General features: G+C 59.8%; 20 protein-coding genes. 7 read left to right on the forward strand and 13 right to left on the reverse strand.

Annotation, left to right across the window (positions count from 1 at the left end):
• Positions 1–8 precede the first annotated feature (8 nt).
• Positions 9–812 carry an FkbM family methyltransferase gene (locus tag GGE09_RS22590; RefSeq protein ID WP_309748320.1) on the forward strand — a complete coding sequence of 268 codons (804 nt, stop codon included), beginning with the start codon at positions 9–11 and terminating at the stop codon, positions 810–812.
• Positions 813–863: 51 nt separating this feature from the next.
• Here GGE09_RS22590 and GGE09_RS22595 read toward each other — a convergent pair whose 3' ends face one another.
• The 8 genes from GGE09_RS22595 to gspG are packed head-to-tail and all read right to left on the reverse strand — an operon-like array spanning position 864 to position 6,279.
• The gene (locus tag GGE09_RS22595) at positions 864–1,724 is read right to left on the reverse strand and encodes a hypothetical protein (protein WP_309748321.1); all 861 of its coding nucleotides are present in this window, start codon (positions 1,722–1,724) and stop codon (positions 864–866) included.
• Positions 1,721–2,218: a type II secretion system protein GspM gene (gspM, locus tag GGE09_RS22600; RefSeq protein WP_309748322.1), complete on the reverse strand. Its 498-nt coding sequence runs from the start codon at positions 2,216–2,218 to the stop codon at positions 1,721–1,723. The genes GGE09_RS22595 and gspM overlap by 4 nt, the downstream gene beginning before the upstream one ends.
• The gene (gene gspL / locus GGE09_RS22605; protein WP_309748323.1) at positions 2,218–3,411 is read right to left on the reverse strand and encodes a type II secretion system protein GspL; all 1,194 of its coding nucleotides are present in this window, start codon (positions 3,409–3,411) and stop codon (positions 2,218–2,220) included. The genes gspM and gspL overlap by 1 nt, the downstream gene beginning before the upstream one ends.
• Before the next feature lie 34 nt (positions 3,412–3,445).
• Positions 3,446–4,396 (reverse strand): type II secretion system minor pseudopilin GspK, encoded by a 951-nt coding sequence (gene gspK, locus GGE09_RS22610; RefSeq protein ID WP_309748324.1) that lies wholly within the window; start codon positions 4,394–4,396, stop codon positions 3,446–3,448.
• On the reverse strand, positions 4,393–5,019 hold the full coding sequence (locus tag GGE09_RS22615) for a type II secretion system protein GspJ (RefSeq protein WP_309748325.1): 627 nt from the start codon (positions 5,017–5,019) through the stop codon (positions 4,393–4,395). The genes gspK and GGE09_RS22615 overlap by 4 nt, the downstream gene beginning before the upstream one ends.
• Complete coding sequence (locus tag GGE09_RS22620) at positions 5,016–5,384, reverse strand: type II secretion system protein (protein ID WP_309748326.1); 369 nt, start codon at positions 5,382–5,384, stop codon at positions 5,016–5,018. The genes GGE09_RS22615 and GGE09_RS22620 overlap by 4 nt, the downstream gene beginning before the upstream one ends.
• Positions 5,381–5,857, reverse strand: a complete 477-nt coding sequence (locus GGE09_RS22625; RefSeq protein ID WP_309748327.1) for a GspH/FimT family pseudopilin — start codon at positions 5,855–5,857, stop codon at positions 5,381–5,383. Before GGE09_RS22625 ends, GGE09_RS22620 begins: the two co-directional genes overlap by 4 nt.
• Positions 5,842–6,279 (reverse strand): type II secretion system major pseudopilin GspG, encoded by a 438-nt coding sequence (gene gspG, locus GGE09_RS22630; RefSeq protein WP_405048577.1) that lies wholly within the window; start codon positions 6,277–6,279, stop codon positions 5,842–5,844. Before gspG ends, GGE09_RS22625 begins: the two co-directional genes overlap by 16 nt.
• 186 nt (positions 6,280–6,465) lie before the next feature.
• On the opposite strand from gspG, the gene GGE09_RS22635 reads away from it, so the two are divergent.
• From GGE09_RS22635 to GGE09_RS22655, 5 genes are all read left to right on the forward strand, one after another.
• Positions 6,466–7,230, forward strand: a complete 765-nt coding sequence (locus GGE09_RS22635; protein ID WP_309748329.1) for a prepilin peptidase — start codon at positions 6,466–6,468, stop codon at positions 7,228–7,230.
• Between the two features lie 81 nt (positions 7,231–7,311).
• Positions 7,312–8,925 carry a hypothetical protein gene (locus GGE09_RS22640; protein ID WP_309748330.1) on the forward strand — a complete coding sequence of 538 codons (1,614 nt, stop codon included), beginning with the start codon at positions 7,312–7,314 and terminating at the stop codon, positions 8,923–8,925.
• Entirely contained in the window at positions 8,909–10,126 is a 1,218-nt protein-coding gene (locus GGE09_RS22645) for a hypothetical protein (protein WP_309748331.1), read from the forward strand. Before GGE09_RS22640 ends, GGE09_RS22645 begins: the two co-directional genes overlap by 17 nt.
• Before the next feature lie 216 nt (positions 10,127–10,342).
• Positions 10,343–10,762, forward strand: a complete 420-nt coding sequence (locus GGE09_RS22650) for a hypothetical protein (protein WP_309748332.1) — start codon at positions 10,343–10,345, stop codon at positions 10,760–10,762.
• Between the two features lie 105 nt (positions 10,763–10,867).
• On the forward strand, positions 10,868–11,800 hold the full coding sequence (locus GGE09_RS22655) for a hypothetical protein (protein ID WP_309748333.1): 933 nt from the start codon (positions 10,868–10,870) through the stop codon (positions 11,798–11,800).
• Positions 11,801–11,840: 40 nt separating this feature from the next.
• Here GGE09_RS22655 and GGE09_RS22660 read toward each other — a convergent pair whose 3' ends face one another.
• Genes GGE09_RS22660 through GGE09_RS22670 form a run of 3 tightly spaced genes read right to left on the reverse strand, consistent with a single transcriptional unit; the run spans position 11,841 to position 14,213 of the window.
• Positions 11,841–12,626, reverse strand: coding sequence for a Stf0 family sulfotransferase (locus GGE09_RS22660; RefSeq protein ID WP_309748334.1), 786 nt, complete (start codon positions 12,624–12,626; stop codon positions 11,841–11,843).
• Positions 12,619–13,398: a polysaccharide pyruvyl transferase family protein gene (locus tag GGE09_RS22665; protein WP_309748335.1), complete on the reverse strand. Its 780-nt coding sequence runs from the start codon at positions 13,396–13,398 to the stop codon at positions 12,619–12,621. The genes GGE09_RS22660 and GGE09_RS22665 overlap by 8 nt, the downstream gene beginning before the upstream one ends.
• The gene (locus GGE09_RS22670) at positions 13,395–14,213 is read right to left on the reverse strand and encodes a glycosyltransferase family 25 protein (RefSeq protein WP_309748336.1); all 819 of its coding nucleotides are present in this window, start codon (positions 14,211–14,213) and stop codon (positions 13,395–13,397) included. Before GGE09_RS22670 ends, GGE09_RS22665 begins: the two co-directional genes overlap by 4 nt.
• A gap of 120 nt (positions 14,214–14,333) precedes the next feature.
• On the opposite strand from GGE09_RS22670, the gene GGE09_RS22675 reads away from it, so the two are divergent.
• Positions 14,334–17,375, forward strand: a complete 3,042-nt coding sequence (locus tag GGE09_RS22675) for an FG-GAP-like repeat-containing protein (protein WP_309748337.1) — start codon at positions 14,334–14,336, stop codon at positions 17,373–17,375.
• A 51-nt stretch (positions 17,376–17,426) separates the two neighbouring features.
• On the opposite strand, the gene GGE09_RS22680 is transcribed toward GGE09_RS22675, so the two are convergent.
• Both GGE09_RS22680 and GGE09_RS22685 read right to left on the reverse strand, forming a co-directional pair.
• Positions 17,427–18,929, reverse strand: a complete 1,503-nt coding sequence (locus tag GGE09_RS22680; RefSeq protein ID WP_309748338.1) for a M10 family metallopeptidase — start codon at positions 18,927–18,929, stop codon at positions 17,427–17,429.
• A gap of 126 nt (positions 18,930–19,055) precedes the next feature.
• Positions 19,056–20,078: a calcium-binding protein gene (locus GGE09_RS22685; protein ID WP_309748339.1), complete on the reverse strand. Its 1,023-nt coding sequence runs from the start codon at positions 20,076–20,078 to the stop codon at positions 19,056–19,058.
• Between the last annotated feature and the right edge of the window lie 167 nt (positions 20,079–20,245).

Below are 20,245 nucleotides of genomic sequence, written 5' to 3' on the forward strand. Positions count from 1 at the left end.
CCATCCCCATGATCACCCTGCAAGAATTTCGCGCCTTTACCAGCACACAGATGATGGCGCTGGAAGCCGTCGTCGCAGATGTTTACACCGCCCGCTGCGCCCCGTTGAACAGTTTCGTCCTGTTCGACGGGGGGGCCCATCGGGGCTATCACACCCTGCGCATGCTGGCGCTGAAAGGCTGCAAAAAGGTCATCGCCGTCGAAGCCGATCCTTTCATGGCCGATGTGCTGCTCAAAACTCTCGAAGATGCGGGCGATGACATTCTGAACCGCGTGGAACTGGTTGAAAGCGCGTTGCAAAACAACCCCCGCGTCTATGCGCTGACGTGGAAATCCTCCACCAGTCATATGGGGCGCTCTTCAATCAGCGGGGCAAATGCGCAGCAAAAAACCATCTGGCCAACCGATGCAGGCATCGCCTATCGCCCTGACCTGACGGTGCGCGCCACCACCATCGACAAGACCCTTGCAGGCGTGCTCCGCCCCGTGCCTTTTATCAAACTCGACCTCGAAGGCGCAGATCTTCTGGCCCTGTTCGGCGCCGAACGCACCCTGCAGAGCAAACGTCCGCTGATCGCCTTTGAAAACGCCATCCACGCCCCCAAAGTCCACGGGTTTTCCCTTGAAACCGTCATGTCCTACCTCAGCGCGCTGGATTATGTGCCACTGGATTTCCTCGGCGAACCGCTGACCCGCGACACATGGTTCGGCTTTTTTGAGGCCTGGGCCACCCCTCGCGAACAACTCGCCCAGACCCAAGCCCTGATAAAATCCGCTGTGGCACAACAGATCAAAACCCCGATCCCCGCCTGAAACAGACCTGCCGAATACCCCGAAACGACCGCTTCAATGTTCCAAAAATACTCAAAATCCGGGGGCCTGCAAATCCATCCCCTCGGGCAAGACCCAAGCCGCCCCGTCTTTTGACAGGCTCTGGTTCAAAACCCGCTGCCATCCCTCTGGCATGTCCGGATTTTCAGCGATCCGTCCGGTTAAGGCCAAGACACTGTCGTCAAACCGCCCCCGCGCCTCGGCTTGCAGGATTAAAGCCGCGCCGCTGACCGAAATATCCGCCAACCACGCGCCCCCGTCGCTCTGGTTGCCACTATTCCCACTACCATCCCCAGCACTATCCCCGTCTTTCAACACAAGCCGCACGCGGCCCAGATCAAAGCCGTCAAACCGCCCCTCGGCCAGACTGCCCAAACCGTTAAGCCGCACCAATCGGCGCGCGGTTCCGTCAAACACGCCCGCAGCATCCACCAGCAACAGCCGCCCCGTCAAAGCCAGCCCGCGGGGCGCGGCATAGATCGCGCCCAGATCAATCTCGCCCTCACCGCCTGAAAATTCCAACGCCTGTAAACCGCCCAAAAAACCACCGGCCCCAAACCCCAGATGCACCCGCGCGCGCAGATCAACCTGCCCCGCAGGATCACGGATCTCGACGTTATAATCAGCCCCTGACAGACCCAAGCCGATGAAATCCCAGTGAAGATCCAACGGCGGGCCGTCTGGCAGCAGCCCCATCCCCCCTTGCAAACGAACCCCGCGCAGGCTGCCCTGCCCCAGCCCCGCATCGGGCGACAGATTTGCGCTCCACGCGGGCAGGTGATCCCCCGCGATCTGGCGCAAATGGCTGACGCGCCCCTCAAAGACTGCGGCCAAAGCCAGACCGATCAGCAGACCCGACAGGATCAGCAGCCCGCGCGCTGCAACGCGGATCATCTGGCCACCTGCAACAGAAAACTGGCGGCAATGGTGCCTGCGCGGTCCGTCGCATCAAAGCGGAAAGAGTCTATATCATACCCCCATGTGCCCGTGGTCTGGTCCAGCCAGTCCCCAAGCGGGCGAAATTCCACCGCGTCAAAGCCCAGCTCGATGCCGCCGCCCTCGCGGTTGGCCAGACGGGTCACTTGATCCCGCAGCCCCGCCGCAATCAGGCTTTGTTCAATGCCGCTGATCCCCAGCGCCGCAGGGGCCTTTGCACCCGCAGCAGGCAGCACCGCATCAAGGGCGGCTTTTTGTGCCACCCGCTGGCCCACCCACTGGCGTAAATCCCGCGCGGCGATGACCTCGGCCTGGGCGGCGGCGCGGGTTTCAAGCAGGGGCAAGACCCACAGCATCACCACCGCCAGCGGCAGCGCCAGCCCGACCAGCCCCGCCATCAACCAGCGTTCCCGCGGCGCGCGCCCCAGCAAGAATGTCACCAAAACTTCCATCAATTCCCCCCGCCGTTCTGGGCCGCTTTTGACGCCAAAGCCAAAGCCGCCGCAACGCCGCCATCCTCGGCGGTGCCCGCGTTCAGGGTCGTCACCGCCAGCCCCGCCTGTTCCAAGGCGGCGACCAATTGATCAAGCGTGGCAAAATCGGGCATCTGCACATCCACCGTCACCCCGCCTTGGGGCTGGAAACTGGAACTGACCAGACGGCCGGGCTGTTCCACAATCACCGCACTTGCGGATTTCAACAAATCAAGCGGCGCCAGTTCCGCCCCGACCTGCACGTTTTGCGCCTGTCGTGCGGTCAGCACTTGGGTCACTTGTGCGCGAATATCCAGCACCGGCCCCGTGGGCACAAAATGGCTGCGCACATCGGCCACGGTGCGGGTGCGAATGGCGCGGGCCTCTGACTCTAGGGCGGCGGTTTGCAACATCATACTGGCGGACCAAAGCCCCAGCCCCAAGGCTGCCAGAACCAGCGGCAGACGCCAGGCTTTCAGGGTTTGTGACAGGGTTTCAAACGCCGCGCGGGGGTCGCGGGCCAGATCAAAGCCCAACTCTCCATTGCCAAAGACCTGCGGCGGCGCAAAGCCTTTGGCCACCAGCGCGTCGATTTCGGAAAATACAGGCAGATCAAGGCTTAACAGCCAGTCGTTCAGGGCATCATCCGCGGTGCCCAGACATAAAACAGCCTGTGGCGGATCGGTTTCAAACGCCTTTTCCAACAAAACCCGCGCCAGAACTGGGTCGGCGGTGAACCCGTCCAGCAGCCCCAGTCGCGCGGTGGTCTTAGTGTCTTCAAAATGCAGGGTCCAGACCTGTTTTGTGACCGGCAGCGCCAGATAATCGGGCAGGATCGCCGCACAGCGCGCGCCTGCCCCTTTGACCAGATCCCGCCAGTCCTGCACCTGATCCGCCGCGCTGACAATGGCCCGTTGCCAGACCGCCGGCCCGCCTTTGATCGCAAAGGGGCGCAGTTCCGTCGCCCCGAACCCCACCCCGATTGCATCAGACACCTGACGCAGCGCCACCCGCTCGCGGGCCTGCCCTTTTAATCCGTCAGGCAGATCCAGCGGCAGCAGCGGCGCAAGCTGGCCCTCCACCAGCGCGATAAACGACCCCGTGGCGGGAATCCCCTCGCCATTTGAAAAGCGCACAACCGGCAGCCCGCTGTCTTTGCCCCGTTTCACCATGAAAAAACTGCCCTAATCTGCCCTAATAACAGCCCTAATTATCTGCAAAGCGAAAGCTTGCCTTTGTCTTGCCGGTTTCCCCGGATCGTTCCAGTATCACCCGCCGCGCCAGACGGGTTTGCCCCAAAGTGACAGAAATCTGTGCGGCAAACCAGTGGCTTGAAATACCATAGGGGCCAAAGTCGAACTCTTCGGCTTTTTCGGCCCCCAACATGCGGGTCAATTCCAGTTGCAAAGCCTCGGCTTCGGTGAACGGGGTCTGGCGGCGTTTTTCCACAAGGGTCGCAATGTCTGACGGGGACAGATCCGGCAGCGCCACCGCCAGAACCGCCGCAGGGGCGGTGTTGACGTTCAGCGCGCCTTCGGTTTGCACGGCGGTGAACATCTGATCCAGCCGCGCATAAGCCGCAGGCGTCATGCCCGCCACCTGACGCAACTGGGGCAGGATTTGCAGCCCGCCACGGGGCAGCACGGGCGGGGTTTGTTGCAGATAGGGTTGCGGATTGCGCGGCCCGTTCGGCCCGATAAAATCACGGATCGACTGGCCCAGTTCATCCGACAGCCCCGCCGCCGCCAGCAGATCGCCGTAGGCGTCTTCCCCAAACAGCGCATCGCCCCCTGACAGCCAGTTCAGACTGTATTTGCCCTGAAGATCGGAAATCTCATAGGTTCCCGTGCCCCGATCTATCGGCACGCTACCTCCTGCGCCCGAACCTGCCTTGGCCCAAGCCTCGCCCAGATGATCCGCCTCGCCGCTTTGACGATCAGCGTCCAGAATACCGATCACCAACAGTTCCAACCCGTCCAGATAGGCCTCGGCCTGCACCATCTCTTGGGTTTGGGCCTGTCGCAGCCGCGCGCCCTGGGCCAGTTGCAGCAATAAAACCGCCACCGCCGACAGCGCCGCCACCAGCACCAGCGCATTGACCAGCGCCAGACCTGTGTCGTGCCCCCTGTCGCGGCGGGTTTTCGGCATCCGGCTCATCTAAACCCCACCAAGGTACTGATCCGCCCGAACGCCGCCGTGTCGATCACCACATCCACAGCGCGGGGCAGACCCGATGACGTGCCAGCCCCCAAACTGTCATCGGGCCCCGACACCCAATTGCCATCCCCGTCCAGACGGCGCACATCAAAGCCGCTGATGCCTGTGGCCACAACCACCTCGGGGCTAAGGCTGGCGCGATCAGCGGGGATCAATGTGGGCCAGCTTTGCCGCAACACCTGCTGCGTGCTGCGATCAAACCGCCAGATCACCCGCCCCAACCCGGCCGATTGCTCGCCAGGCAGTGCAAACCGCCCTGAAACCGAAAACGCCAGTTGTTCAGACCCTTGGGCAATTTCAAAAGACGATTGAATCTGCCCGTTTACATCGTGAAATTCAAGCGGCACCGCCGCCTGTAGATCGGCGCGCAACAGGGCCAGAACACGGGTGATCTCGGCGGTTTGGGACTCGACTTTGACCAGACGGTCACGGGTGCGCAGCGTGCCGGTCATGGCTTGCAGGCTCATGGTGGCCACCAGCGCAAACACCGCCAGAACCACGATCAGTTCCAGCAGGGTAAAGCCGCGCTCTGCGGCTTCTGTGTCTGGTTTCCCCGCGCTCATTGTGCAGGCTCCAGCCGCGCATAAGTCACCAGTTGCGCCCCCGGCCCGTCCGCGCTGGTCACGATCAGGCGCACTTCATACAGTCCACCCTCGGTTTCCTTGCGTTTGGTTTCAATCGTCCAGTCATAGGGGCCTTGGCGCACCGATTTGGGCAGGCTGCCGCCACGCGCCAGACCATAGATGCGGATTTCAGCGGCGCGGTTCGCCGCCACCGTCTGCGCCAGATGGCGGGGCAATTCCCCGCCGATTTCACGGCGCGACTGATCGAGCGTACGAAAACAGGCCAGCGTACCGATGGACAACACCAGAATGGCGATCATCAACTCTAACAGCGTGATGCCCCGATCTGATGCCCCCTGTTTCATAAATTACATTCCAGCGGGGACCAGCCGTCACTGTCACAGACCGCCACCACACCGCCATCGGTAAAACGGATCGAAAAGGCAGTGCTGCGCCCGTCGGGCAGAAACACCACCTCGGGGACAGATCCATCAGGCAGGGGCGCGGACAGATCCCGCTGGAACACCGCCGCGCCAGACCAGCGCACCCGCGGGCCTGCCCCCTGCCAGACACCATCCTGCATCCGCATCACCTGCCAACCCGCTGGGATCACAGACAAAGCCGCAGGCCGCCGTCCGTGGATTGCACTATCGCGCAGGGCGGCAAACTGCCCCTGCATCCGCACCGCATCCCGCGGCATCCCCCCCACGGATTTTCCCCGTGACAGGGACAGGCTGACGCTCAGCGACAGGATCGCGATCACCGCCATCACCACCACCAGTTCAATCAGGCTAAACCCCGCTATGCGACTTGATTGCGTGTCTATTTCAGGGTCCATGAGCCCAAATCAGCGTCCACTCCGCTGCCACCCGTCACCCCGTCGGACCCCAGCGTGAATACGTCGAATTCCCCGTGAACCCCCGGAAACAGATACTGATATTCATTGCCCCAAGGGTCTACAGGCAGACGGTCGATATAGCCGTTTGCCGCCCAGTTTTGTGGCACCGGTTCGGTGGTCGGGCGGTTGACCAGCGCGCGCAACCCCTGTTCGGTGCTGGGATAGCGGTAATTGTCCAAACGATACAGTTTCACCGCACTTTGGATCACCGACAGATCGGATTGCACACGGGCCACGCGGGCCTGATCGGGGCGGTCGATAATCCGTGGCGCAATCACCAGCGCCAGAATAGACAGGATCACCACAACCACCATCAGCTCCAGTAAAGAGAACCCCGCATCGGTTTGGTGTCCTGAAGGCATTACATTTCTCTTTGAAGTCAGCATAAATAAACCATGGTTCCCAAATCACCTCCCCGACGGGGATCTATCAACAGGACAATAGCGCAAAATAATGGGTCAGCAACAGATGGATAGCCGCAAAACCACTCCCCCAGCCCCCCGCCCAGCCGCAAGCCCTGCCCCCCGCCCCGCCGCAAGGATCACCCGATGATCCTGCTGACGGGCATACTGCTGCTGGGGATCAGCCCTGCGGTGGGGTCTTTTCTGGGGGTTTTGGTGGATCGCCTGCCCCGCGGCGAAGACGTGATCACCCGCCCCTCGGCCTGTCGCGGCTGCGGGCAGGCGCTGCGCCCGCGCGATCTGGTGCCGGTGCTGTCTTATCTGGCGCTGCGGGGGCGGGCGCGCTGTTGCGGGGCGAAAATCCCGCCCCTGTGGCCTGCCCTTGAACTGGGCGCGCTGCTGTTGGCCCTGATCCCCGTGCTGCTGGCCCAAAGCGATCTGCAAATGCTGCTGGGGGCGGTGTTTTTATGGCTGTTGCTGGCCCTTGGCGCCACGGATGCCACAAAAATGCGCCTGCCCGATCCGCTGACGGCCGCGCTGTTGTTGGTCGGCCTTGCGCTCGCATGGGAAGACCCGAACCGCAGCCTGCCCGCCGCGATCCTGACGGCCCTTGGGGCCAGCGCCCTGTTCTGGGCCATCCGCATCAGCTATTTTCACCTGCGCGGGCGTGAAGGTCTCGGGCTGGGGGATGTCAAACTGATCGCAGGGCTGGCCGCAGCTCTTGGGGCGCAGGCCACACCGCTGGCGGTGCTGGTTGCCGCCCTTTGTGCCCTTATCTTTGCTGCCACAGGCGGGTTGATCCGCAACCGCGCCTTATCCGCCAGCACCGCCCTGCCCTTTGGCAGTTTCTTATGCCTTGGGGCAGGTCTGGTCTGGGTTTGGTCTGATTTGCTCTGGGGCATAAGCCTTTAGAAACCCGTTGAAACCAGCCCACGCATCGGGCTAACTGCGCAAAGATTACGTAACCAGACCTTTAAGCCGAAAGCCTGTCTTATGACCCCTGCCCGCCGATCCGCCCTGTTTAGCCCGATCCTTGCAGCGGCTTTGGCCTTTGGCAGCGCCCCTTATGCCCAGACCGCTGAGCTGACCCCAGCCCAGACCCCTGACCTGACCCCCATGCAAAAGGCCGAACAGGCCTTTGCCGCCCAAGATTACACCACCGCCCGCGCAGAGCTGCTGGAACTGGCCCAAGCGGGGGATGCGCTGGCGCAGGCCCGTCTGGCCCGCCTGTTGCTGGACGGGCGCGGCGGCCCTGCCGATCCTGCAGGCGCGGTGGACTGGTTGCAAAAATCTGCCGCCACAGACAACGGGCAGGCGCTGGTTTTGCTGGGGCAGTTATACCTGTACGGCGCGGCGGGGCTGGCCGCTGATCCTGCCCAAGGGGTTGCGCTGCTGACCCGTGCGGCGCGCGGCGATTCTGTGCCGGCCATGCTGTTGCTTGGCAAACTCTATCAATCCGGTCAGGGCGTGCCCCAAGACCCTGCCTCTGCCGCCCGCCTGTTCCAGAAAGCCGCTGACGCAGGGGATGCCAGCGCCGCATTTGAATTAAGCAAACACCTGTCGCGCGGGCTGGGGGTGGATCAGGACAATGCCAAAGCACTGGACTATCTGACCGCCGCCGCCACTGCGGGCCTGCCCGAAGCAGAGCTGTTTCTGGGTCTGGGCTATATGACGGGACAGGGCGTGCCGCTGGATAAAGCCGCTGGCATCGACTGGCTGCTGCGCGCGTCAAACGGGGGCAACCCGATGGCGCAGCGCCTGTTGGCCACATCCTATCTGCAAGGGGACGGGGTGGCGCAAAACCTGCCCGAGGCCCTGCGCTGGATGACCGCTGCCGCCCAAGCAGGCGAGGCCAGCGCCCAATCCAGTCTGGGCTATTTCTATGCCACAGGCACCGGCACCCCGCAGGATTTCGAACAGGCGTTTCACTGGTATGAAAAAGCCGCCGATCAGGGTCTGCTGCGGGCCACCACCGCGCTGGCCAATCTGTATGAAACCGGCAGCGGGGTGGCGCAGAACCTGCCCCAAGCGGGGGAACTCTACCTTGAAGCGGCGCAAAGCGGTGAACCGCGCGCCCGCGCCCGACTGGCCCATCTGATTGTGACAGGCCAGATCCCCACGCCGCCCACCGATCTGTCCCGCACCATCACTTGGGTCGCAGAACCGCTGCTGGCCGCCGATCAAGACACTGGTCAAGACGCAGCAGATCAAGACACCGAAGCAGACACCGATCGCGCCGCAACCCTGGCATGGCTGCAGGCCCGTGTGGATGAAAACAACGCCACCGCCCAATCCCGTCTGGGGCTGATCTGGGTGCAACAGGCCAGTGCAGGTCAGGACAATGCGCTGCTGGGTCAGGGGATCACCCTGCTGACCACCGCCGCCAAACGGGGCAATGCCTTTGGCCAATACCAACTGGCCCTGCTTTACGGGGCGGGCAGCGGCGTGCCGCAAGACTATGTTACAGCCCATACATGGGCCAATCTGGCCGCCGCCCGTGGTCTGGCTGATGCAGGGCGCAGCCGCGATCTGTTTGCCAAACTGATGACCCCTGATCAAATCGCACAAGCCCAAACACAGGCCCGTAACTATGTGGCAGAAAATTAATCCCGCAAAGCGCCTGCCTGCGCTGCTTTTGACCCTGTCCCTGCTGGCGGTCTCTCCGATTGTCACGGCCCTGCCTGTTGCAGCCCAAAGCCTGCAATCCCTGCAAGCCGCCGCCCAAGACGGCGACAGCGCAGCGCAATTCCAACTGGGGCAACTCTATGATGCAGGCACCCAACTGCCGCAGGATTATGCCAAAGCCCGCCAGTGGTACGAACAGGCCGCCGCCCAATCCCTGTCCGAGGCCCAGAACAAACTCGGTGCCTTGCTGCGCTTGGGCTACGGCGGTCCTGTGGACCTGCCCCGCGCCTTTGCGCTGATCGAACAGGCCGCCGGTGACGGCGCCCCAACCCACCTGTATGATCTGGCCCAGATGTATGAAAACGGCGCAGGCACAGCCCAAGACATGGCCAAAGCCGCAAGTCTCTATCAACAGGCGCTGGATGCAGGCCACGCCGAAGCCGCCGTCTCCCTCGGGGTGCTCTATCAAAACGGCACGGGGGTGGCGCAGGATTTCAACCGCGCCCGCGCACTTTATGAACCCGCCGCCCTTGCAGGACACAGCCGCGCGCAAAACAATCTGGGGCTGCTGTACACCCGCGGTGACGGGGTGGCGCAGGATTACGAACAGGCCGCCGCCCTGTTTCAGGCCGCCGCCAATGCAGGCCTGCAAACCGCCATGACCAACCTTGCGGTGATGTATGAAAACGGCTTTGGCCTGCCCCATAGCGATGAACTGGCCGTGGCCTGGCGGCGCCGCGCCAAAACCGATGCGCCAGTGGACTTTCTATCCGATCCGCGCCTTGCCGATCTGCCAACAGATCCCCCCTCAGACCGGCCCGCAAACCACCAGATCATACTGGCCTCCGCCCAAGCGGGCGATCCGCTGTCCCAATATCTGCTGGCGCTGGCCCTGTTGAAAGCCACCAATGGCACACAGGACCTGCCCGCCGCCGCCGCCTGGATGTCGCGCGCTGCTGCGGCAGGGATTTACACCGCACAGGCCAATCTGGCGGTGATGTATTTCAACGGCATCGGCCTGCCCCAGGATTATGTCAGCGCACAGGCCTGGGCCACGCTGGCGGCCCTCAGCGGTGATCCAAAAACCCGCGCCCTGCGCGACCGGATCACCGCCAAAATGACCCCTGCCCAAATAAACGAGTCTCAACATCTGGCCCGCAGCTATCGGAGCAGCAGACCCTAGCCCCCCTGAATACCCTAAAATCCGCCACCATAGATTGAACACGCAAAAAATAGGCCCCGCGCAGATTGAGTATCCGCCCATAATTCCACAAAGGTTTTGCCTATATCACGGAAATCCCTTATAATTGTGTGCAGAAAATCACACTAAACAGCAGGTTTTTCTGCCACATTTAAAATGACATATTTAAAACCCGTGACCTAGGATAAGACCCCCAGAATGCTCTATATGACTCGCATCCTCTCTGCTGCTTTTACCTGTTGCGCCCTTGGCGCCACCGCTGTTTTTGCCAATGAACCGGTAGAACGCACCAATACCACAACCCTGTGGTTTGAATCCTGGGGCAGCCTGAGCAATGCAACATTGGTGGTCTCGGGTCCGGACGGCTATATGACCGATATTATCGCCACCAAAGGCACACCGACCTTTCACCTGCGCGACGCCGCCCCTGTGGTGGACGGGGTTTACCGCTATGAACTGACCGCGGCGACGACTGAAAAAATCAAACTGCGCAACCAGATCGACAACGGACGCGGCGAAGCGCAGAAAGACGAAATCGCAAAACCCTTCCAGATGGGCGGGTTCTTTATTGTGACCCGCGGTGTCATCACCAAAAAAGAAGACATCGTCGAAGAGTAACGCAAAACCAAGAAGACAACAGCACAACAAGACCAGACGAATACCACAAGAATAACACGGACAGTAACGGGGCCTCTGCCCCTAAAAATGGGAGTTTTTTAAACAATGACTTTTCTTAAAAACACAGCAATTGCCTTTACCTTGGGCGCAACCGGATTTGGCGGTGCCGCTTCTGCGGATGTGGTCCATCTGGACGATGTGATCATCGACGGCAGCCTTTGCGTTGGGATCGACTGCGTAAACGGTGAATCTTTCGGCTTTGACACCATCCGCCTGAAAGAAAACAACGTCCGGATCAAATTCGACGACACCTCTGCTTCGGCCAGCTTTCCCAATCGGGACTGGCAGTTGACCGCCAATGACAGCAGCAACGGCGGCGCCAATAAGTTTTCAATCGATGACATCACCGGCGGCAGAACCCCCTTCACCATCGAGGCCGGCGCCCCCAGCAATTCGCTGTTCGTCGATGACGCCGGACGCATCGGTGTGGGCACAGCCACACCGGTCGTGGAAGTCCACACCAAAGACGGTGACACCCCGACCCTGCGTCTGGAACAGGACGGTTCTTCGGGTTTTGGCCTACAAACATGGGATGTGGCGGGCAACGAAACCAACTTCTTCATCCGCGACACCACCAACGGCAGCACCCTGCCCTTCCGCATTCAACCGGGCGCACCGTCAAGTGCCATCTACATTGCTTCAACCGGCAACATCGGCCTGGGCACCACCACCCCTGATGCGGACCTGCATATCTCGGATTCGGCAGGTACTCCGGCGGTCCGGTTTGAAGACACTGCAAGCAACGTAGAATGGGAAGCAGGTCTGGCTTCCAACGACACCTTTAAAGTCAGTGCTGTCGGGGCTACGGGCGTGCAATTCCGCTTCACCCGCGAAGGCGGTCTGGTGTTGCAGCCACAAACAACCGCGCCTGTCGTCTCTTTGGGCGATGGCATGGTGTATTATGATGACTCCGGCGCCCTTTGCGCGCGGATCAGCAATGCTTGGGTCGTCATCGGCGGCGCTGGCAGCTGTTCCTAATCAGATTGGCAGCATCCGGTCTTAGGGCCGGATGCTGTTCTTACAAAATCCCGCGCTGTGCAGCCTCTTGGCGAAACTGTTCACACCACTGCGCATTTAACGCCGTCGCCTGTCGCTGAGGCCCGGTCTGGGCAGATGGTGCAAATGCGCCCCCCACAACCAAAGCCTCCATTCCCAGAAACGCCCCGATCTCGGCCAGACAGGTTTCGGGTGAACGATTAAGCTGTTCATAAGTCAGGTTGAACGGGCGAATGGAATGCTGCGCGAAATACTGCGCCCAAGCGGCATCCTCTTTTTGCAACGCCCCGTAATCCTGCTCGATCGCGGCAAAATCATAGCGCGGTGCAGCCACAGCATCATGATAGCTGATCCACGCCCCGCTTTGTTTTGCAATCACCATGGATACAGCTTGGGCCACAGTGTCTTGGCGGGTCAGGCGGATATAATGTGAAAGGTTCAAATCCCGAACCAAATCAGGCTCTTGGGCGACAGAGGCAAACTGGGACCAATGAGCCTTGATGCCGAACCACCCCGTCGGGCCTGTCCGCCGCGCCCGCACCGCTTGCAACACATCTGCGCGCGCGGTTTTCCCCGTCAGGCTTTGCCAGCGTGCAAAATGGCGCGGGTGCAGATATTCCAACGGGCTGCCCAGTTGCCCCGTCTGAAACAAAAGATGCGCCAGAAAATGACTCCCCGAGCGGCCAGAAGACGCAATAACATAGCTGCGCGGAGCCCCGACATAAGGCGGCCAGTCATACTCTGGCCCGAACTGATCCCAAGTCGCTTGCCGCCCGCCGGCCTGTTGCCCGCCCCCCTGTTCAGGCATATCCGCGCCGTTTCAAATCTTCAAACAACAGCTCTGCCGCAGGCAAAGCCTGCGCAGGGCGCGGCGGGCAATCCGCTTTAGACAGGTTCGCTGCGAAATCCGTATCGCTTGACCAGCGGGGGATTTGTTCCGGGGTTCTGTTCAAAAACGAATAGTAATCCCGAAACTTATGCCCCTCGCCCACCACCTTATCGCTAAGGGTTACCCAAATCGCGGGCAGCCCATAGCTGTGGGCAAAGATAAGCCCGTGTAACGAGGAGGAGATGATTAACCGACACTGCAAAAGCTGGCGCAAATAGGGTTCCAGATCCTGCTGCGCTGAAATCACCAACCCGCCCTTATCGCGCACCAGATCACAAAACGGCTCTTGCTCGTCCACATAATGGGGGATCAATCCGAAATCGTATTTCATCGCCACATCAGGGTGGAAAAAATCCGACATGATCAGCCCCGCATCCCCCGTCACAGGCACATCTCCCAGACCAACCTCGCGCAGCCGCGCTTGGGTCAGATGACCGCGCACCCCGATGATGTGTTTGGGCGTGGCGCGGGGCGCAAGCGTCGGTTTCATGATGCCGGTCCCCCAGACAATTGTATTGCCCTCGGAATGGGCCAGCGTAGACCCGACCCCCATATAGTGCTCCACCTCGGACAGGTCTCGCAACGGGATCGGGGTCACGGCCTGCCCGCTGATTTTGGAAAACAAATAAGGGCTCGCCAGATCGCCCGCATTCTTATCGGCGGCAAAATATTTCAGGTACAGAGTCTTCATCGGTGGGCCACTTCTTTACTATGTATCTCGACCAGCTTGCGCTGCGCCTCGGCTTCCTCCCCATTGCCCTGCTGCTCCAGATAGCGCGCACGGATTTCTTTGGGGTGGATCAGGGACTGGAACTCTCCGACGGACCAGGACAGCTCGGACGCAATCGGGGGAAAAATGGTAAAGGACTCGCCCGCTTGCGGGCAGTCCCGATGCAGATACACATCCGGTGTTGTGTTGATCGACACAAACCGGTCCAAAGCCTGCTGCGCAAAAGAGGATGTCAAAGCATGGCAGGGGTTGGACATCTTGACCATATCCGAAATCGCAAAAGGCACCTCGGGGGAATGATCTTCGTTCAGCGCCCAGCCCAGCCGCAACAAACGGGGCACATCGGGCTGGAACAGCAAGCGCCCCGCCGTGATTTCCCGATTCAGCCGTTCCAGCACATCCAGCCAATGGGGGTGAAAGAAGATATCATCTTCCAACACCAAAGCCCGCTGGGGCGTCGCCGCGATTTTTGCCCAAAGTCGCAGATAACTGGCAAAGGTCGCAATCTGGGGCGGGATCAGAACATTGTTGCAATCCGTGCGCCCGCAACTGGCTTTGCCGCAGCGAAAACAGGGCGGGTAGCTGGCAACCTTGCCTGCGTTTTGAAACTGCGCCACATCAGGGTGATCCACTCCGCAGGCATCGTGAAATTCAAACTCCGCCAGTCCAGCCTTTTGCAGGTGTTCTGACACATAGCTCCGACGGTCCAGTGACGTGGGCAAACTCACCACATAAATTTTGTCAAACAAAGCATCAACAATGGTATTCTGGTGCATAATCGCTATCCTTCAAACACAGCCATTATCCTGCGCCATATTAAATAGGCCACCCTGACCACAGCCCATTATCTACTGTAAAAATAACTTGATAACAACTACGCGGACCCGTCATTCCCCATGCAAACCCTCGTCACCCCTCCGTTCCAGAAACGTGCCTTTTTTACCCTGCTTTTGATCGTCGTGCTGGCGGCTATTTTCTGGACCCAGTCGCGCTATCCGGCACTGGATGAAAAGGCGATGATGTCCGGCGCGATCCAGCTCGAAGATTCCCTTAGCTTTGAAGCCAAATACCCGATCCTAGACACAATGCCGGTCTGGAAAAAGATCGGCCTGTCCACGCTGAACTGGATCAACACCAACAAAAAGGGCATGACCTTCGGGCTGTTGTTCGGGGCGGCGATGCTGACGTTTTTCAGCTATCTGCGCCAGCGCAGTTTTAAAGACGGCTATCTGAATTCCCTGCTGGGCCTGTTCATCGGCGCGCCGCTCGGGGTCTGTGTGAATTGTGCCGCCCCCATCGCCAAGGGTCTTTATGCGGCGGGGATGCGGGCGGAAACCACGCTTTCGGCCATGGTCGCCTCGCCCACGCTGAATGCGGTGGTGTTGACCATGCTGATCTCGCTTTTGCCGCTTTATATGGTCATCACCAAAATCGCGCTCAGCCTGTTTGTGATCCTGATCGCGGTGCCAGTCATCTGCCGTTTGCTGCCCAAAGCCCAACTTGAAATCACCCCGACCGTCACAGCCACAGGCTGGGATCTGCCCGATACCCCCCAAAGCGAACCGCTGTTTGCCGCGCTTTGGGGCTTTGTCAAAGCCTACGCCGTCAATCTGTGGTTCATCCTGCGCACCACCGTTCCCTTGATGCTGCTGGCCGGATTCCTAGGATCCATCGTCGGCACCCTGATCCCCCCCGAGACCCTTGACGGTGTCACTTTCAGTGTCTTCATCGTCATCGCCGTGGCCCTTGTGGGGGTGTTCCTGCCCGTGCCAATCGCCTTTGATGTGGTGCTGGCAGGCGCTTTAATGTCCGCAGGGCTGGCACCGGGCTATGTGATGGCGCTGCTGTTCACACTTGGCAGCTTTTCGATCTATTCGTTTTTCATCGTGGCGGGCAGCATATCCCTGCGCGCCGCCCTGTTGATGGGCGGGGTGATTGCCGCTCTTGGCATCGGCGCGGGGATCGGGGCGCAAAGCTATTACAACTGGCAAAGCAAACGGGCACTGGATATCCTGCTGTCACAGGATCACAGCAGGCCCTTTTCCCTGATCCCGATGGCCCATGCTCAAACCGAAACCATCACCGCGATCCCCTTCACCCCATCCTCGCCCGCCCCCGATACAGGTGCCGACACCCCCTTCACCCGACTGGAAGGCTGGGAAATCGGCATCGAAAAACCTATCGAGTTTTCCTTTCAGGACATGTGGCCCCCGTTTTGGGAAGGGCGCAGCCTGTCCTCGGGCGATGTGGACGGGGACGGCGATACCGACCTGCTGATCGCTTCAACCTATGAAGGCCTGTATCTGTACGACAATGACGGCGCGGGCCGGTTTACGCGGCGCGCCCTGAACCTTGGCGCTTTGGCCAAAGCCCCCGTATTCAACGCCGCATTGGTGGATATCACTGGCGATGGCTGGCTTGATATCTTTGTCACCACCTATCAGACGGGCAATTATCTGATGATCAGCGATCAGGGCAATTTCCCCCCTGACCGCGTGCAGCCCGTGGCCAATACCGACAAAGCCCTGCTCAGCCTTGCCCTGTCTTTTGCCGATGCGGACCGCGACGGCGATCTGGATCTGGCTTTGGGCAATTGGGCCGCTGGCTGGTATCGCCGCGTGCCAGGCGAAGAATCCCGCAACCGCATAATCTTCAACGACCAAGGCTCTTTGGACGGCAGTCATTTCACCGACCTGCCGGGCATTCCGGGGGAAACCCTGTCGATCCTGTTCAGCGATATCAACGGTGACGGGCTCAGCGACCTTTTGGTGGGCAACGACTTTGAAATCCCCGATTATATCTATCTCGGGGACGGTAAAGGCGGATTTAAAGCAATCACTTACGACCAGAACATCATCCCCCATACCACCACCACAACCATGGCGATCAAAACCGCCGATCTGTTTAATGACGGCGCGCCCGAACTGTATTTTGCCCAGATCGCAGGGCGGTCTTCGGGGGTGTCGAACAAGCTGAAAATGCAGCCCCTGAAACACTATTGCGACACTATCAAACGAGAGACAGATAAAGCCATCTGCAGCCGCAATATGGCGATCAAGACATGGTATAAATCGGGCAATAACTTTGACCCCACCTATGCGGGCCGCTGCAACACACTGACAGGGCGCGATCAGGCCGAATGCAAAGGCATGCTGGTCAAAGACCTTGCGATCCAACAGAACGAACCCGCCGTCTGTGATCTGATCCCCGCAGGCCAGACCCTTGCCAAAGCCTATTGCGCTGCCCATTTCCTGCCCACGCGCACCCCCACCCAGACCGAGGCCGATGCCGCCATCGAACAGGTGTTGCGCTCTAACGTGCTGCTGGAACGGGGCGCGGATTTCCGCTTTGACGACAGCGCCAAGGCCCACGGCCTTGATGTGGGGGGCTGGAGTTGGGACACTAAAATCGCCGATTTTGACAATGACGGCGCGCTGGATGTCTATATCGTCAACGGCACTTGGGTCCCGAATGAGGTCAGCCCCTCAAACCTTTTCTTTCACAATCAAGGGGATGGAACCTTTAAAGAAAGCTCCGGTCCCTTCGGACTGGAAGATTATTTGATGACCGCCGCCGCTACTGCCTTTGATATGGACGGGGATGGTGATCTGGATATGATCACCCATCCTGTGAACGGCCCCGTCACCGTGTTTCGCAACAACGCCCAAGACACCAACGCCATCGCTTTTGCGCTGCAAGACAGCAGCAAGAACCGCTTTGGCATCGGGGCTGTGATCCGCATCACCACACAAAACGGCGTCACCCAAAGCCGCGAATTGCAACTGGGTGGCGGGTTCATGTCGTTTGACGCCCCCATCGCCCATTTCGGCCTTGGCGATCAAACCGCCATCACTGGTGCCAGCATCAACTGGCCTGACGGCAGCACCAGCACGCTTGGCCCGCTCAACGCAGGCGCCACCTATACAGTGGCGCGCTGACCCGGCAATTTGCGGCGCAGTCTTCCGGAGTGTCCAGAAGACTGCGTCCCCCTAAACGATGTTAAAATCGGTAAACTCGATCAGGCTCTCTGCCACACCGATCAGCGTGACCTGACCCTCGCCCCAATGGACCACGGTATTGTCGCCCTCGCCGAACAAGGAAAAACTGCTTTCGCCGGCCATTTCGATTTTATCCTTACCATTTTCAAAATCGGTGATCTTATCCTTGCCCGATGCAACGTCACTGTTGAAATAGAACGTATCCGCCCCTTTGCCGCCGGTGAATTTGTCGTTGCCCTTGCCGCCAAAGAAATCGTCTTTGCCGTTGCCGCCTTTCAGCCGGTCGAAGCCGCCGCCGCCATAAAGGTCATCATTGCCCGCGCCGCCAAACAGCCTGTCGCGCTGGGTGCCGCCAAACAGTTTGTCCCCGCCCGCATCGCCAAACACAAGATCCTTGCCGCCGCCGCTTTTCAGCACGTTGTTGGCCGCATTCCCCACCAAAGAGTCATTGCCCCCGCCGCCAATCGCGTTTTCGATCAGTGAGCGCGCATCGCCTTCGAACTGCAAGGCATTGTAAAGATTGCCATCGGCCAGAACCTCGGCGCTTTCGCCGACAAAACTGCTGTTATCCGCATAGCCGCCATTCAGCTTGGCCCGCTGGGTGGTGCCGTAATAGTCAAACACAGTATAGCCCCCGGGCGTCAGGTCGATCAGCATGCCTGTGTCATAGTTGGACAGATCATAGGTGTCTTTGCCGCCCCCGTCCCAAATGGTGCGCAGGACGATATTCTCGCTTGGGGTGCCCTGCCCCGTCCCATTGATGAACATCTCCCCCGTTGTGGTGGAAAACGTATAGGTGCTGTTGTCGCTGTTGGTGTCAAAATTCGCGCCATACATCACCTGTAGCGCGGCAATATCCAGCATCATGAAACTTTGCGGGTTATGCCCCGTGGCATTGGCCAGAAACGGGATGCTGTCGGGCTGGCCCACATAGCTGTGATAGGTCATCACCGTATATTCATGGCTGTCGTGACGATCCTCAACCGCGCCCGGCCCGTGATCCTCATGGGCGTGTCTTAGACCCATGGTATGGCCCAGTTCATGCAAGATACCCGCCGCAAAGGCATAAGACCCGATGGAAGGGTCTTCATACTGCCCGTCGCGAAACGCCATATCCCCCGCCGCTTCATCGCTGAACGGGTAATAGCCATAGGCCGTGTTCAACCCGTTAAAATCCCCAAACCGCAGGGTGCCATCGGCGTTGTTTTCGCCAAAGTCGTCGCCGATTTCATCAAAGGTCAGAAGCGCCACTTCGGACAGCATGGATAACGCCAGCTCTGCCGCCGCAATCTGCGCGCTGTTAAAGGCATTGGCAAAGCTGAGCCCGCCCAGATTATAAGACACATCCGATCCGCTATCTATAAAGCTGTAGGTGATCAGCGTGCTGACGCTGGTGTCCCATTTCTGCCCCTCTAACAGCGCATCAATGCTTTGATCTGCATCGGTGAAATCTGTGTCTACGAAAAAATTGGTATACGCCCGTTCGCCTGCCATGTTTTGCCCCCAAATCGGCTTAAGTGTCTTGGCAGACTAGCCACAAGACACTCTCATCTCCATGAAAAAGATCACAGTTTAGCCTTGTGTACAGGTGTTCTATGCCAATGCGCTGGCCTGCCCCCCCTAAAACAGGAAATCCCCCGCCGAAATATCGCCCGCATCCACATCCAGCAAAACGATCCTGGTGCCGGACGCCAAGGTGATCACCGTGTCCGCCCCCACATCATCAATCGCAAGATCCCTGAACGCGCTGCCAGCGATTTTGATCCGGTCCACCCCATCCGTAAAATCCGTGATGGTGTTGCGCCCCTCGGCTTTGGTGCGGGCAAATTCAAAGGTATCGGCCCCCGCCCCGCCGGTCAGCGTGTCATTGCCCTGATTGCCCGCCAACAGATCCGCCCCGTCCCCGCCGTTCAGAACATCCGCCCCCTTGCCCCCCTTCAAACGATCATTGCCAATGCCCCCCATCAGAGTGTCGTCCCCGCCGCCACCCGCCAAAAGGTCCTTACCCTCTTCGCTATAAATCTGGTCATTGCCCGCGCCGCCAAACAGACGGTCATTGCCCGCACAACCAAACAGAATATCCGCGCCCGCCTGACCATAAAACAGACCCCGCGCCGGACCCTCGGTCACGATCACATCCGATCCCGCGCCGCCGTAAACCGTGTAGTCTTCCAGCCCGCCTGCGGTGATCCGGTCATCGCCGCCCCCGCCGTAAATCAGACTGCCCGCGCCTTTTTCCTTTGGCGCCACAATCACATCCCCCGCCTGCGTGCCCGCAATCAGCAGATTATGCCCACTGCTTGGGCGCAAATCGGTTTCCAGCCTCAGGGTCAGGGACAGGGTATCAAGGGTTTTGCCAAAGCTGATGGTTTCAACCTTGCTGTCGCCCTGCCTGTTCAACGGCACCGTGACCTGCCCGACCCCGAGACCGTTCCAAACCAGCCCGCCGCCCTGAACCAAGACCGTTTTCGCCGCCCATTTGCCGCCCTGATCCAGAATGACCAGCCCATCCGCCGCCCCGCCCGTATCCCCAAGCGCGATCTGCTTTTTGCGCAGCCGGTCCAGATCCACCACAAACGTGTCAGACCCCGCCGAGCCCGTCAGCACATCGCCGTGTTTCTTTCTGTAATGCCGTGTCACCATAGCCCTGCAATCTAGAGCAATGGTTTAAAAAATCTGCAAAGGAGTAACGGGCATTTTAGGAAAATGCGGGGGGATTGGGGGCCTTAGCAGGAACAGCGCCCACGGCAGAAAAGCCCCCGTTCCCATCGAATTCAGAGTCATAACTTTAAATCGGCAGCGCAGCGACG

Origin of the sequence: Roseobacter sp. N2S, assembly GCF_031454055.1 — a bacterium.
In the GTDB taxonomy this organism is placed as follows: Bacteria; Pseudomonadota; Alphaproteobacteria; order Rhodobacterales; family Rhodobacteraceae; genus Amylibacter.